9 protein-coding genes are annotated in these 13,524 nt (G+C 69.0%); 5 read left to right on the top strand and 4 right to left on the bottom strand.

The window, feature by feature from the left end; translation table 11 throughout:
* Positions 1-83: 83 nt before the first annotated feature.
* The gene (locus FA740_RS02115) at positions 84-926 is read left to right on the top strand and encodes an AAA family ATPase (protein WP_136855126.1); all 843 of its coding nucleotides are present in this window, start codon (positions 84-86) and stop codon (positions 924-926) included.
* Positions 927-1,050: 124 nt separating this feature from the next.
* On the top strand, positions 1,051-2,334 hold the full coding sequence (locus FA740_RS02110; RefSeq protein WP_136855125.1) for an O-acetylhomoserine aminocarboxypropyltransferase/cysteine synthase family protein: 1,284 nt from the start codon (positions 1,051-1,053) through the stop codon (positions 2,332-2,334).
* A gap of 36 nt (positions 2,335-2,370) precedes the next feature.
* Here the strand turns inward: FA740_RS02110 and FA740_RS02105 are convergent, their stop codons facing one another.
* Positions 2,371-3,282 (bottom strand): SIMPL domain-containing protein, encoded by a 912-nt coding sequence (locus FA740_RS02105; protein WP_136855124.1) that lies wholly within the window; start codon positions 3,280-3,282, stop codon positions 2,371-2,373.
* A 235-nt stretch (positions 3,283-3,517) separates the two neighbouring features.
* On the opposite strand from FA740_RS02105, the gene FA740_RS02100 reads away from it, so the two are divergent.
* Positions 3,518-6,496, top strand: a complete 2,979-nt coding sequence (locus tag FA740_RS02100; RefSeq protein WP_136855123.1) for a hypothetical protein — start codon at positions 3,518-3,520, stop codon at positions 6,494-6,496.
* 9 nt (positions 6,497-6,505) lie between these two features.
* Here the strand turns inward: FA740_RS02100 and FA740_RS02095 are convergent, their stop codons facing one another.
* The gene (locus tag FA740_RS02095; RefSeq protein ID WP_136855122.1) at positions 6,506-7,510 is read right to left on the bottom strand and encodes a TraB/GumN family protein; all 1,005 of its coding nucleotides are present in this window, start codon (positions 7,508-7,510) and stop codon (positions 6,506-6,508) included.
* A 184-nt stretch (positions 7,511-7,694) separates the two neighbouring features.
* On the opposite strand from FA740_RS02095, the gene FA740_RS02090 reads away from it, so the two are divergent.
* On the top strand, positions 7,695-7,982 hold the full coding sequence (locus tag FA740_RS02090; RefSeq protein WP_136855121.1) for a co-chaperone GroES: 288 nt from the start codon (positions 7,695-7,697) through the stop codon (positions 7,980-7,982).
* Between the two features lie 62 nt (positions 7,983-8,044).
* The gene (gene groL, locus FA740_RS02085; RefSeq protein WP_136855120.1) at positions 8,045-9,688 is read left to right on the top strand and encodes a chaperonin GroEL; all 1,644 of its coding nucleotides are present in this window, start codon (positions 8,045-8,047) and stop codon (positions 9,686-9,688) included.
* Positions 9,689-9,773: 85 nt separating this feature from the next.
* Here the strand turns inward: groL and FA740_RS02080 are convergent, their stop codons facing one another.
* Both FA740_RS02080 and FA740_RS02075 read right to left on the bottom strand, forming a co-directional pair.
* Positions 9,774-11,294: a Ppx/GppA family phosphatase gene (locus FA740_RS02080; protein ID WP_136855119.1), complete on the bottom strand. Its 1,521-nt coding sequence runs from the start codon at positions 11,292-11,294 to the stop codon at positions 9,774-9,776.
* Between the two features lie 55 nt (positions 11,295-11,349).
* Entirely contained in the window at positions 11,350-13,515 is a 2,166-nt protein-coding gene (locus FA740_RS02075) for an RNA degradosome polyphosphate kinase (RefSeq protein ID WP_136855118.1), read from the bottom strand.
* Positions 13,516-13,524: the final 9 nt, after the last annotated feature.

The raw sequence follows: 13,524 nt of genomic DNA, 5'->3' as shown, positions 1-13,524 counted from the left end.
GGCACAGATCATGCGTTATGTGCAGACCGGCCGCCCCGACCGGGCAGGTTCGGCCAAGCGGCTCACGCAAAAGGAGAGTTTTCATGCAGTTTACCGGCACCGACCGCTATGTGGCGCCACCCGACCTGGCGATGGCCGTCAATGCCGCCATGACGCTGGAACGCCCGCTGCTGGTCAAGGGCGAGCCGGGCACAGGCAAGACCGAACTGGCGCGGCAGGTGGCGACCAGCCTGGGGATGCCGATCATCGAGTGGCATGTGAAGTCCACCACCAAGGCGCAGCAAGGGCTGTATGAATACGATGCCGTCAGCCGGTTGCGCGACAGCCAGCTGGGCGATGCGCGGGTCAATGACGTGTCGAACTATATCCGCCGCGGCAAGCTGTGGCAGGCCTTTGCCGCGCCGTCCCGCGTGGTGCTGCTGATCGACGAGGTGGACAAGGCCGATATCGAGTTCCCGAACGACCTGCTGCAGGAGCTGGACCGGATGGAGTTCCATGTCTACGAGACGGGAGAGACGGTGCGCGCGGCGCATCGGCCGGTGGTCATCATCACCTCGAACAACGAGAAGGAGCTGCCCGACGCGTTCCTGCGGCGGTGCTTTTTCCACTATATCCGCTTTCCCGATGCCGAGACGCTGAAGGCCATCGTGGCGGTCCATCACCCCGGGCTGAAGCCGCGCCTGCTGGAGACGGCGCTGGCGCAGTTCATGGAGCTGCGCGATGTGCCGGGGCTGAAGAAGAAGCCCTCGACCAGCGAATTCCTGGACTGGCTGAAGCTGATCCTGGCCGAGGATCTGGCGCCCGAGGATCTGAAGCGCGATGCGGCGACGATGCTGCCCCGCCTGCACGGCGCGCTGCTGAAGAACGAGCAGGATGTGGCGTTGTTCGAGAAGCTGGCCTTTATGGCGCGCCGACAGGGTCGCTAGGGGGGCGCTGCCCCCCGTCCTGCGGACTCCCCCCGGGATATTTTTCTGAAGAAGAAGGGTCGGGGATTGGCGGGGCGTGGGGTGACGGACTAGGGTTCAGGCGGTTTTCAGGGAGGAGGATGCGATGAGGGGACAGGGATTTGACACGCGGGCGATCCATGCGGGGGCCGAGGCCGATCCCGCCACGGGCGCGCGGCAGGTGCCGATCTATCAGACGACGGCCTATGCGTTTCGCGATGCCGATCATGCGGCGCGGTTGTTCAACCTGGAGGAGGTCGGGTACATCTATTCGCGCCTGACCAACCCGACCGTGGCCGCGCTGCAGGCGCGGGTGGCGGCGCTGGAGGGGGGCGCGGGTGCGGTCTGCTGTTCGTCGGGCCATGCCGCGCAGATCATGGCGCTGTTCCCGCTGATGGCGCCGGGACGCAACATCGTGGCCTCCACCCGGCTGTATGGTGGGACGGTCACGCAGTTCAGCCACACGATCCGGCGGTTCGGCTGGTCCGCGAAATTCGTCGATTTCGACGATTCTGAGGCGCTGCGGGCGGCCATCGACGATGACACGCGGGCGGTGTTCTGCGAATCGATCAGCAATCCGGGCGGCGCGGTGACCGACATTCCGGCGGTGGCGGCCATCACCGATGCGGCGGGGGTGCCGCTGATCGTGGACAGCACGCTGGCCACGCCCTATCTGTGCCGCCCGATCGAGATGGGTGCCACGCTGGTCGTGCACAGCCTGACGAAGTACATGACCGGCAATGGCACCGTCACCGGCGGCGTGGTCGTGGACAGCGGCACCTTCGACTGGTCGGCCAGCGACAAGTTCCCCAGCCTGTCCGCGCCCGAGCCCGCCTATCACGGCACCGTCTTTCACCAGACCTTCGGCGCGATGGCCTTCACCTTTCACGGAATCGCCGTTGGGCTGCGCGATCTGGGCATGACGATGAACCCGCAGGGCGCGCATTACACGCTGATGGGGATCGAGACCCTGCCCCTGCGCATGGCCCGCCATGTCGAGAACGCGCAGAAGGTCGCCGCCTGGCTGGAGGCTGATCCGCGGGTCGAGCGGGTGACTTATGCGGGGCTGGAAAGCTCTCCCTGGAACGCCACGGCGCGGCGGCTCTATCCCAAGGGAGCGGGCGCGCTGTTCACCTTTGCGGTGAAGGGCGGCTATCAGGCGGCGGTCCGGCTGGTCGATGCGCTGGCGCTGTTCAGCCATGTGGCGAACCTGGGCGATGCGCGGTCGCTGGTCATCCATTCGGCCTCGACCACGCACCGCCAGCTCACCGAAGAGCAGCAGCGTGCCGCCGGTGCCGCCCCCGAGATCGTGCGCTTGTCGGTGGGCATCGAGGATGCGGACGATCTGATCGCCGATCTGGATCAGGCGCTGGCACGCGCCACCGCCTGAAGGATGCGGGCCGGGGTAACCCGGCCCGCATGAGGATCAGTTCGCCGGAGCTTCGGTCTCGCCGGCCTCGGGCGCGTCCATCTGGGGGGCGTCGGGCAGCGGTTCGACGATGCCCGGCACGATAGGCTCATTCGGGGTGGGCGCGCCGTCGCCATGCATCGGCGGGTGGACCGGGCCGCCCTGGCGCGGGCCGCGCATTGGCGCGCAGGCGGCGTCGCCCGCCAGGGCATAGTCGATCTCGACCTGGGCGGTCATCTCGACCTGGCCGGGCTGGACGGGGGTGCTGTCAGCCATCGCGGCCTCCATGCGCATCATCGGGCGCGGGCCGCCCTGGCCGGTCTGGATGTCCCGCAGCGTCAGGATCGGCCCCAGCTCGACGCCCGCGGCCTCGGCCAGCAGCTCGGCCTTGCGGCGGGCATCGGTGACGGCGTCCCGGCGCGCGTCGTCCAGCGCCTCGGTGCCGTCCTCGCGGGTGAAGGTGATGCCGTTGATCTCGTTCGCGCCGGCGCCGACGATGGCGTCCAGAACCTCGCCCAGACGGGCCATGTCGGTCACGCGCACCTGCACGGTGTTCGTCGCCTGATAGCCGGTGACGGTCGGCGCTTGGTTCTCTCCGTACTGCATCAGCGGGTTCAGGTTCAGACCGGCGGTCTGGATCTGCGCCTCGTCGATGCCCGCGCCGGTCAGCGCGTCGATCACGGCACGCTGCTGGGCGCTGTTCTCTTCCATCGCGGCGCTGGCGGTGTCGGCCTGGGTGGTCACGCCCAGCTGGACGGTCGCCATGTCGGGGGCGATGCGGGACTGGCCCTCGCCGGTGACGGTCAGGCGCGAGGGGCCGGCATGGCCGCAGGCCATGGGTGCGGCCAGCGCAGGCGCCGCCAGCAGGGCGGTCATGGCGGCGGACAGCGCAAGCCTGCGGGCGGCAGTGGCACGAAGGTGGGGTCGCATCAGGATATCCTTTCCGATGGCGGGGTCACTGCGATGGTTGATGCCCTGCGCCGGGGCGGCTTCCTAGCCCTTTCACGCGCAAAAGCGATCACAGATCTGGCAGTTCTTCTTTCAACACTCCACAATTTGCGGTAGTGATGGAAGATGAACAACGACGTTGCGGGCACGCCCACGCGACGCACCCCGAGCAGTGAAGACAGCCATGAACCAGCACGCAGCGCCTCCCGAATTTGCCATGAGCTTTACCCAGGAGGCCGTGCGGCTGGAATGCCGGGACGGCACCGGCTGGCAATCCCTGGGCCAGGCCCGCTTTGCCGGGGGCGACCTGGCCGCGGTCCTGAACAGCCTGCGCGAGGAGGCCGGCGGCCAGGCCGGAGAGCTGGACACCGTCTTGGTGATCCCGGACGACCAGATCCTGTACACCGTGCTGACGGTGCCCTTCGGGTCGGACACGGCCGCAACCATCGCGCGTGCGCTGGAGGCCTCGACCCCCTATGGCGCCGATGACCTGGCCTTTGACTGGTGCCCCGCCGCCAATGGCGACATCGAGACGCTGCGCGTCGCCGCCGTGGCCCGCCGCACCCTGGACGAGGCCGAGGATTTCGCCCGCGCGCAGGGGTTCCGCCCCTCGGGCTTTCAGGCGCGTCCGGGCGATGACCGCTTTGACGGCCACCCCGATTTCGGCCCCTCGCGTCTTGTGCAGGAGCAGTTCAACCGCCGCCCCTTCAGCGCGCCCGATCTGACCCAGGCCCGCGTCACCGCCCCGGTGATCGAGGTCGAGGCCACCTCCCCGCCCGCGCCCGCCGCACCCGTCGTGTCGCGCATCACCCCGCATGTGGTCATCGCGCCCGTCGTCACGGCAGCCGCCGCACCGGTGGAGGCAACCGCCGCCGATACGGCCCGCGCCGCGGTGATCCGCCACGGCCAGACGCCGCCCCTTTCGGCCAAGCGCCTGTCGCCCCGGGCCGAGGCCGTCCACACCCGCGCCGCCGCCGCGCGGCTGAACCGCACCGACGCGCCCGCAGCCGCCGCCAGCGCCCCCGGCCTGGCCGAGCGGCTGCGCAGGCTGGACCCTGCGCGCCTGCCGGTGATGGTGGGCGGGCTGGCCTTCCTGCTGGTCATGGCGCTGCTGTTTCTGGGTCGCCCGGCCCCCGACCAGCAGATCGCCCAGGCTCCCGTCGCGGCGACCGAGGTCGTGCCCGAACCGGCCCCCGCCCCTGAACCCGTGGCAGAGCCTGCCGCCGCCCTGCCAGCCACGCCCGCGCCTGAGGCCGCCCAGCCCGATGCACAGCCCGATGCGCTGGACATCGCCCTGGCCGAGGCCCTGGCGCAGGCCCGCGTGACCACCCCCGAGCCTGCACAGGCCCAGCAGCCCGCATCGCCCGAACCCACTGCCGCCGCACCTGCCGCCGCACAGGAGGCCGCGGCGCCGTCGGCACTGCTGCCTGCCAGCCCGCCGACCACGCAGGCGGCCGATCCAGCCAGCCCGCCGCCCGCACAGGCGGCTCAGCTGGTCGATCCAGCCCGGATGGCCGGGCCCAACCTGCCCGCCGACCCCGAACCGCAGGAAACCGCAGCGGCAGAGCCCGTGGCCCAGCAGCCCGCGCCGCCGCCTGCGGCGCCCGCTGCGCCCGCCCCCTCGGCCGAGGCCGCTGCCGCCGCGACCCAGGCCGCACGGCTGGCAAGCTCCGCCCGTCCGCCGCGCGCCACGCCGGCAGCGGCCTCGGCACCCGCCGCGCCCGATCCGCGCCCGACCGTGCCCGACAACCCCCTGCCCTATCAGGCGCAGCAGCGCCCCGACGCAGCACCGGTCACAGCATCACGCCCGCCAGCGCGCCCAGCAGCACCCCCCGCCCGTCCGGCGGAGGCCACTGCGGCCCCTGCGACAGCGGCCCCTGCCACCCCGGCACCGGTTGCCGCGCGTCCGCCTTCGGCGCCGCCCGCCCCGGCCCCCCGCCCCACCCAGCCCGAGGCCACCGCCGCGCAAAGCACACCGGCGCAGGCCACGCCTGCCCAAGCCACACCAGCTCAGACCCCTGCCGTGCGCCCGCCCTCGCGGCCCGACCGGCTGTCGTTGCTGGAGGAGGGCAGCCGGGTCGAGGACGCACAGCCCCGCCGCCTGACCGCCGCCGAGCGTGCGCTGATCGAGGCGCAGCTGCGCGACCTGCGCACCGCCCAGGCCGGCGCGGCGCCCCTGTCAGAGGCCGAGCGCGGTCTGGTCTTTCAGCTGGCCGATGCCCGCCCGACCCGCAAGCCGGTCTCGGTCCGCGCGCCGTCTCAGCAGGCCGTCCAGGACGCTGTGGCCGAGGCCGTCAGTGCCCCGCGCCCCTCGGCACGCGCCAGTACCGCCGCCGCGGTGATCGCCCCGCGCGCGGAGGCGCCCGCAGCCAGCGCCCCGGCAGCCGCAGGCACCATCTCGCGCTCGGCCCGGCCCGCCAGCCGCCCGGGCAACCGCACCGTCGCCGCCGCGCCGTCGGGCGCGGATGTGGAACAGGCCATCGCCTCTGCCATCGGCAGCAGCACCGCGACGCCGGGTGCGGTGGCGCTGACGGCGCTGACCTCGTCCCAGATCCCGCCGCGTCGGGCCGGGGGTGCGGCCGCCGTCGCAGCCGCCGCGGGCGCCGTTGCCGCCCCGACGAACGCGATGGTCGCGGCAGCGCCTGCCGCAGCCGCCCTGGCGCCGTCCTCACCCGATCTGCGCGCCGCAGCCGAGGCGCAATCCGCCGAGGCCGCCATGGCCGAACAGCGCCGCATGGACGCCGAGCTGCAGGCCCAGGCCGAGGCCCGCGCCCGCAACCAGGCCGCCGCCGACGCCCGCGCCGATGCCCAGGCCCGCGCCCAGGCCGAGGCCCGCGCCCGCGCCCAGGCCGAGGCCGAGGCCCGCGCCGCCGCCTCGCGCAACCAGCAGTACCGCCCCCCCGAGGTCGACAGCGAACCCGATGTCGTCGCCGCCGTCCCCCAGAACGCCATCGGCAATGCCGGTGCCAGCGCCACGGTCAAGGACGGCATCCAGCTGAACAGCACCCAGATCATCGGCACGGTCGGCGCCGGTCAGGCCAGCCGCGCGCTGGTCCGCCTGTCGAACGGGCGCGTGCTGACGCTGCGGATTGGCGACCGGATCAATGGCGGCACCATCACCGCCATCGGCGACAGCCGCATCACTTATCAAAAACAGGGCCGCGCCCATGCCTTGGGCGTGCTGAACGGCCAGTGACCGACGCGATCACCCGTCCAGGCGGGTGATCGTGAAGCCCTCGTCCTGCAACAGGGACAGCACGCCCGCCTCTCCGGGCAGGTGCAGGGCGCCAAAGGCCGCGACCACGCCCCGGTCGCCCGCCTGCTCTGCCGCCTGCAGCAGGGGCGCGATCCAGGCGCGGTTGCGGTCATCCATCAGCCGGGTCTGGGCAAAGTCCATCTGGCGGTCGACCGCCTCGCGCGACAGGCCGGAATTTGCATAGGCGTCAAAGCGCCCGAACTCCCAGATCTTCCAGACATCGCCGTCGAAATAGGCATCGGTCAGGGTGACCGCGTAATCGTCGGCATAGCTGGCGGCAGGCAGGCCCGCGCGGATCATGTCCAGCTCCTGCTCCGGGGTCAGCCCGGCGAAAAGGCCAAAAATCGTGTCCCAGGCCTCCAGCGAACGCACCGGGACATCCGCCGCCTGCGCCTCGGCGACCAACAGGTGATCGAGGCCCCCCGCATCGCCGATCTCGGCCATGGTCCGCACCATGCAGGGCGAAATGCCCAGCATCAGCGCCACATACCAGGGCCGCAGGCGGGCGGTGACCACGCCGGGCGTGCCGCGTTCGGTCATCGCCTGCGACAGCGCCGCCCATTCGTCGGGCGACAGCCGTTCCGGCAGGGTCGGGCCGTCGGGATCGACCATCAGCGTCGGATCGCTGGCAAGCGCCTCGGCCAGGCGCGCCTCCTCTTCGGGGCCCGCCTCGACATAAAGGGCGTGGGCATCGGCGATGACCGGGCGCAGGCGGTCCACCATGGGCTGATGGCGCGAATCGCCGAAATGATAGGTGCCGACCAGAGTGATCCGCTGGTCGTCGCGGACAGCCTCGAACAGCAGTCCCTGACGGAAGGGCACGTCGCGGCTGGCCTCCTCGATGGCGGCGGCGCGTTCGGGGGGCATCGTCTGGAACAGGTTCTGGCCGGTGCAGGCGGCCAGCGCGGCATGACCGGACAGGGTGAACAAAGCGGCGGCGATCGTCAGGCGCATCGGGGTCCTTTCGGCGGCAAGGTTGGGCGGCAGGCTGTCACATCCGGGCGGCGGGAACCACCCGTCAGACCGCCCGACCCCGTTGACAAGGCCGCGCGCGGAGCCTAGATGAGCGTCATTGGCACTCGCACCCGGTGAGTGCCAACAGAGAAACACTGCAACCTGAATCAAGGAGTGTTCGACAATGGCATTCACCCCGCTGCATGACCGCGTGCTGGTCCGTCGCGTCCAGTCGGAAGAAAAGACCAAGGGCGGTCTGATCATTCCGGACAACGCCAAGGAAAAGCCCGCCGAGGGCGAGATCATCTCGACCGGCGAAGGCGCACGCAAGGATTCGGGCGAACTGATCGCACCGAGCGTCAAGGCAGGCGACAAGGTTCTGTTCGGCAAATGGTCGGGCACCGAAGTCACGATCGATGGCGAAGAGCTGCTGATCATGAAGGAAAGCGACATCCTGGGCGTGATCCACTGAGCCACGGCCAGTGATCCCCGGATCGTTCCATCCTTCCAACCAGACTACAGGAGAATTTTCTCATGGCTGCTAAAGAAGTCAAGTTCGGCACCGATGCCCGCGACCGCATGCTGCGCGGCGTCAACATCCTGGCCGATGCCGTCAAGGTGACCCTGGGCCCGAAAGGCCGCAACGTGGTCATCGACAAGTCGTTCGGTGCGCCCCGCATCACCAAGGACGGTGTGTCGGTCGCCAAAGAGATCGAGCTGTCCGACAAGTTCGAGAACATGGGCGCCCAGATGGTCCGCGAAGTTGCTTCGCGCACCAATGATGAGGCCGGCGACGGCACCACCACCGCCACCGTTCTGGCACAAGCCATCGTCAAAGAGGGCATGAAGGCCGTTGCGGCCGGCATGAACCCGATGGACCTCAAGCGCGGCATCGATCTGGCCACGCTGAAAGTCGTCGAGGCCATCAAGGCCGCGTCGCGTCCGGTCACCGACAGCGACGAAGTCGCCCAGGTCGGCACGATCTCGGCCAATGGCGAGGCGAATATCGGCCGCTTCATCGCCGACGCGATGCAGAAGGTCGGCAACGAGGGTGTCATCACCGTCGAAGAGAACAAGGGGATGGAGACCGAGGTCGAAGTCGTCGAAGGCATGCAGTTCGACCGCGGCTACCTGTCGCCCTATTTCGTCACCAATCCCGACAAGATGATCGCGGATCTGGAAGACGCCTATATCCTGCTGCACGAGAAAAAGCTGTCGTCGCTGCAGCCGATGGTTCCGCTGCTGGAAGCCGTTATCCAGTCGGGCAAGCCGCTGGTCATCGTCGCTGAAGACGTCGAAGGCGAGGCCCTGGCCACGCTGGTCGTCAACAAGCTGCGCGGCGGCCTGAAGATCGCGGCCGTCAAGGCACCGGGCTTCGGCGATCGTCGCAAGGCGATGCTGCAGGATCTGGCGATCCTGACCGGCGGTCAGGTCATCAGCGAAGATCTGGGCATGAAGCTGGAGAATGTCGGCATCGACATGCTGGGCCGTGCGAAAAAGATCACGATCAACAAGGACAACACCACCATCGTCGACGGCGCCGGTGAGAAGTCCGAGATCGAGGCCCGCGTCGCCCAGATCCGTCAGCAGATCGAGGAAACCACCTCGGACTATGACAAGGAGAAGCTGCAGGAGCGTGTGGCCAAGCTGGCCGGCGGTGTTGCCGTGATCCGCGTCGGCGGCATGTCCGAAATCGAAGTCAAAGAGCGCAAGGACCGCGTCGATGACGCGCTGAACGCAACCCGTGCAGCTGTCCAGGAAGGCGTTGTCGTCGGCGGCGGCGTGGCTCTGGTTCAGGGTGGCAAGGTGCTGGAAGGTCTGACGGGCGCGAACAGCGACCAGGACGCCGGTATCGCCATCGTCCGCCGTGCGCTGGAGGCTCCGATGCGCCAGATCGCCGAAAACGCAGGCGTCGACGGCGCCGTCGTGGCCGGCAAGGTGCGGGAATCGAACGACAAAGCGTTCGGCTTCAACGCCCAGACCGAAGAATATGGCGACATGTTCAAGTTCGGCGTCATCGACCCCGCAAAGGTCGTCCGCACCGCGCTTGAGGATGCCTCGTCGGTGGCCGGTCTGCTGATCACGACCGAAGCCATGATCGCCGAAAAGCCCGAGCCCAAGGGCCAGGGTGGCGGCGGCGGCATGCCCGACATGGGCGGCATGGGCGGGATGATGTAATCATCCCCCTGCCCCACGGCAGAGACGGAAAAGGGCGCCCGATCGGGCGCCCTTTTTCATGTCCGGGTCAGTGGTGGGAGTAGGATCAGCGGGTGACCCCTTCGACCCCCATCGACTTGCACAGCGACAGGAACCGCGACTGCGCGACCTCTCCCATCAGATGGCGGCCGGTGGCGGCCAGGCGCAGCTCCACCCGGCCCTCGCTCATGCGCAGGCTGGCGGCCTCGGACGGATCGTCCGTCGCGAACATCGCGCCAAAGCGCATGGCCTTGCCCAGCACCTCCGCATCGCGGATCTGGTCGTCGTCCAGCAGCGCGAACAGCGGCGCCATCTGCGACTGCGCGCGGTTGTTCTTGTAGCGGTGCAGCAGCGCCAGGCCCAGAAACACCCGTTCGGGGTGGCTGAGCGCGGCCATATTGGCGCGGGTGACATTGTCGAAACACGCCTCGGCCCGGTAATCGGGATGCGCCCGCCAGGCGGTGTCGTGCAGCAGGCAGGCCGCCAGCATCAGGCGGTCGCGTTCCGGGGTCAGGCCGGGGAACAGCGGCAGCAGGAACTGATACAGCTTCTTGCCGAAGCCCGGCATGCGGGCCATCTGCTTTTCGGTAAAGCGCGCCGCCTCGATCAGCGGGTCACGCTTGCGCAGCGTGTCGGACATATGCTCATAGAGCAGCCCCTCGCGGATGCCATAGCTGGAGATGGCCAGCTCCCTGGGGCCGAACACCTCGATCAGCTGCGACAGCACCTGCGATGCCAGCGGCACCAGCTCGATCCGCGAGGCCGAGATGCCGACCTTGGCGCGCAGCGCGCCCAGCTCGTGCCGCCCGATCCAGGCGACGGTGTCGGCCACCGCCTGCGGCGTCATGCGGTATTCATGCAGCACGGTCATGGGATAGCCCACGCGCTCCATGTCCAGCCGCGCGATGGCCCGCCATGATCCGCCGACCAGGTAGATGCGATCGTGATCGGTGCCCATCTGGGCGGCCAGCCCCGCCAGGATGCCCGCGATATGGTCGCGCAGCCGCTCTGGCGCGACCTGCTGCAGGCGGAACGGCCCCAGCTGAGAGGTCACGCGCCGACCGACCTTGCCATCCGCGACCTCTGCCAGCTCAAGGGAGTTGCCGCCGATATCGCAGACCAGCCCCCGCGCATCGGGCCAGCCCAGCAGGACGCCCTGCGCGGACAGGCGGGCCTCCTCCTCGCCGTCGATGACGTGGAGCGTCAGGCCGGTCTCCTTCTCGACGCGGCGCTGAAAGGCGGGGCCATCCTCGGCCTCGCGCACGGCGGCGGTGGCCACGCAGGTCAGCGGCTCGATATCCATGCTGCGCGCCAAGGCGGCAAAGCGCGCCAGCGCCGAAAAGCCCCGCTTGACCCCGTCGGGGTTCAGCCGACCGGTGCGGGCCATGTCCTGACCCAGGCCCGCCATGACCTTCTCATTATAGAAATACGCGGGCGACCGGGCCGCCCCGTCGAACACGACCAACCGGATCGAGTTCGAGCCCACATCCACGACACCCAGCCGCTTCAGCGCCCGCTTGGGCAGTTTCCGGAATTTCCGGCCGAACGGGTCGACCTTGTGGCCACTGGTGGTTCGCACGCCATTCATCCTTGCGCCCCTTGGCTTGTCGCTGGTCCTGTCTTGGCCCGGCAGGTCCGGACCGTCAATCCGCCGAATGGGTCAGGGCCGGAACGTCACGCGCCCCCGCCGTGCCCCGCCCCGACAGGGACGGGTTTTCCATGAAGAAACGGTGACAGTTGAACAGATCGTCGCGCCCTTCGGGAAGGTAACGCAGGAAACGGCCATCCGGCTGCAACAGCCAGCTTTGCGCCTCGTCGGCCATGTTGGCGGCCATGACCTGGTTGACGATCTGCGCCTTGACGGTGTCGTTGACGCATTCGACCAGCGTCTCGACCCGGCGGTTCAGGTTGCGGTCCATCCAGTCGGCCGAGCTGATGAACACCCGCGCCTTGGGCGACGGCAGCCCGTGGCCCGACCCGAAACACACGATGCGGCTGTGTTCCAGATAGCGGCCGACAATAGACTTGACGCGAATATTCTCGGACAATCCCTTGATACCGGGGCGAATTCCGCAGATTCCGCGCACGATCAGGCTGATCCTGACGCCGGCGGCGCTGGCCGCATACAGCGCCTCGATCACGTCCTTTTCGATCAGCGAATTCATCTTGGCCCAGATGGCGGCGGGGCGGCCCTGGCGGGCATATTCGGCCTCGCGGCCGATCAGGTCGATCAGCCGCGCCTTGAGGTCGATCGGAGAGATCGACAGATTCTCCAGCCCCGCGGGCTGCACATAGCCCGACAGATAGTTGAACACCTTGGTCGCGTCCCGCCCCAGCGCGGGGTTGCAGGTGAACAGCGACAGGTCGGTATAGATGCGCGCGGTGATCGGGTGATAGTTGCCGGTGCCGTAATGGGTATAGGTCACCAGCCCCTCGCCCTCGCGGCGCACGATGGTGCTGATCTTGGCATGCGTCTTGTAGTTCACAAAGCCATAGACGACATGCGCGCCCGACCGCTCCAGCCGCCGCGACTGGCGGATGTTGGCGGCCTCGTCAAAGCGGGCCTTCAGCTCGACCAGCGCAGTCACCGACTTGCCCGCCTCGGCCGCCTCGCACAGGGCGTCGACGATGGGGCTGTCGCGGCTGGTGCGGTACAGCGTCTGCTTGATCGCCAGCACATCCGGGTCGCGCGCGGCCTGCGCCAGATAGCGGACCACCATGTCGAAGGTCTCGTAGGGGTGGTGCAGCAGCATGTCCTTCTGGCGGATCGCCGCGAACATGTCGCCGTCATGGTCCTGGATGCGCTCGGGGACGCGGGGGGTAAAGGCGGGCCACATCAGGTCGCGGCGGCTGTCCAGCACCAGTTCGCGCAGGTCGGCCATGCCCAGAAGGCCCTCGACCTCGATGACCTCGTCGGGGCTGACCTCCAGCTCCTCCATGATCAGGCGGCGCAGGCGGTCGGGGGCGCCGGCGGTGATCTTGAGCCGGATGACGCTGCCGCGGCGGCGGCGTTTCAGTGCGGTCTCGAACTCGCGGACCAGATCCTCGGCCTCCTCCTCGACCTCCAGATCGCTGTCGCGCAGCACGCGAAAGCTGCAATGGCCGGTGTCGCGATAGCCCGGGAACAGGCTGGACAGATGCATCAGCAGCAGATCCTCCAGCCGCAGGAACCGCTGCCCCCCCGGCAGGGGCACGAAACGCGGCAGCTGCGCCGGGATGGGCAGCAGGGCCTGCATCTTGCGGCCGTCCGTCTCGCGCGCCAGCTCCAGCGCCAGCGAAAAGCCGGTGTTCGGGATGAAGGGGAACGGGTGCGCCGGGTCGATGGCCAGCGGCGACAGGACCGGAAAGACCAGGTTCTGGAAATGGTCGTTCAGGAATTCCTCCTCGGCGCGGGTCAGGCGCTGGCGGGACAGGATGCAGATGCCCGCCTGCTCCATTTCCTTGCGCAACCCGTTCCAGACGCCCTGCTGCGCGCCCATCAGGCGGCGGGCATCGGCATTGATCAGGGCCAGCTGCTCGGCGGGGGTCAGACCGTCATCCGAGGGCGTCGTGCTGCCCTCGCGCAGCAGTTCGCGCAGGCCCGCGACGCGGACGGTGTAGAATTCGTCCAGGTTGGTCGCGCTGATCGACACAAAGCGCAACCGCTCCAACAGGGGGACGCGGGGGTTGCGCGCTTCGTCCAGCACGCGCCAATTGAAGGACAGCCAGGACAATTCCCGGTTGAAAAAGCGCGCGGCGCCTTCGGGGGTGCCTCCGGGCAGGTCCTTGGGTTCGGGAAAGGGCGTGCGGAGGAAGTCGGCTTGGGTCATGGTCATCCG

This window comes from Paracoccus hibiscisoli (assembly GCF_005048265.1).
Taxonomy (GTDB): Bacteria; Pseudomonadota; Alphaproteobacteria; order Rhodobacterales; family Rhodobacteraceae; genus Paracoccus; species Paracoccus hibiscisoli.
Note: the sequence above shows the minus strand (reverse complement) of the source record. Positions and strands in the feature narration are given on the sequence as shown.

Excerpts from the sequence above, each read along its gene's own strand:
- FA740_RS02115 (WP_136855126.1), top strand. The coding sequence starts at position 84 with ATGCAGTTTACCGGCACCGACCGCTATGTGGCGCCACCCGACCTGGCG.
- FA740_RS02110 (WP_136855125.1), top strand. The coding sequence starts at position 1,051 with ATGAGGGGACAGGGATTTGACACGCGGGCGATCCATGCGGGGGCCGAG.
- FA740_RS02105 (WP_136855124.1), bottom strand. The coding sequence starts at position 3,282 with ATGCGACCCCACCTTCGTGCCACTGCCGCCCGCAGGCTTGCGCTGTCC.
- FA740_RS02100 (WP_136855123.1), top strand. The coding sequence starts at position 3,518 with ATGAGCTTTACCCAGGAGGCCGTGCGGCTGGAATGCCGGGACGGCACC.
- FA740_RS02095 (WP_136855122.1), bottom strand. The coding sequence starts at position 7,510 with ATGCGCCTGACGATCGCCGCCGCTTTGTTCACCCTGTCCGGTCATGCC.
- FA740_RS02090 (WP_136855121.1), top strand. The coding sequence starts at position 7,695 with ATGGCATTCACCCCGCTGCATGACCGCGTGCTGGTCCGTCGCGTCCAG.
- groL (WP_136855120.1), top strand. The coding sequence starts at position 8,045 with ATGGCTGCTAAAGAAGTCAAGTTCGGCACCGATGCCCGCGACCGCATG.
- FA740_RS02080 (WP_136855119.1), bottom strand. The coding sequence starts at position 11,294 with ATGAATGGCGTGCGAACCACCAGTGGCCACAAGGTCGACCCGTTCGGC.
- FA740_RS02075 (WP_136855118.1), bottom strand. The coding sequence starts at position 13,515 with ATGACCCAAGCCGACTTCCTCCGCACGCCCTTTCCCGAACCCAAGGAC.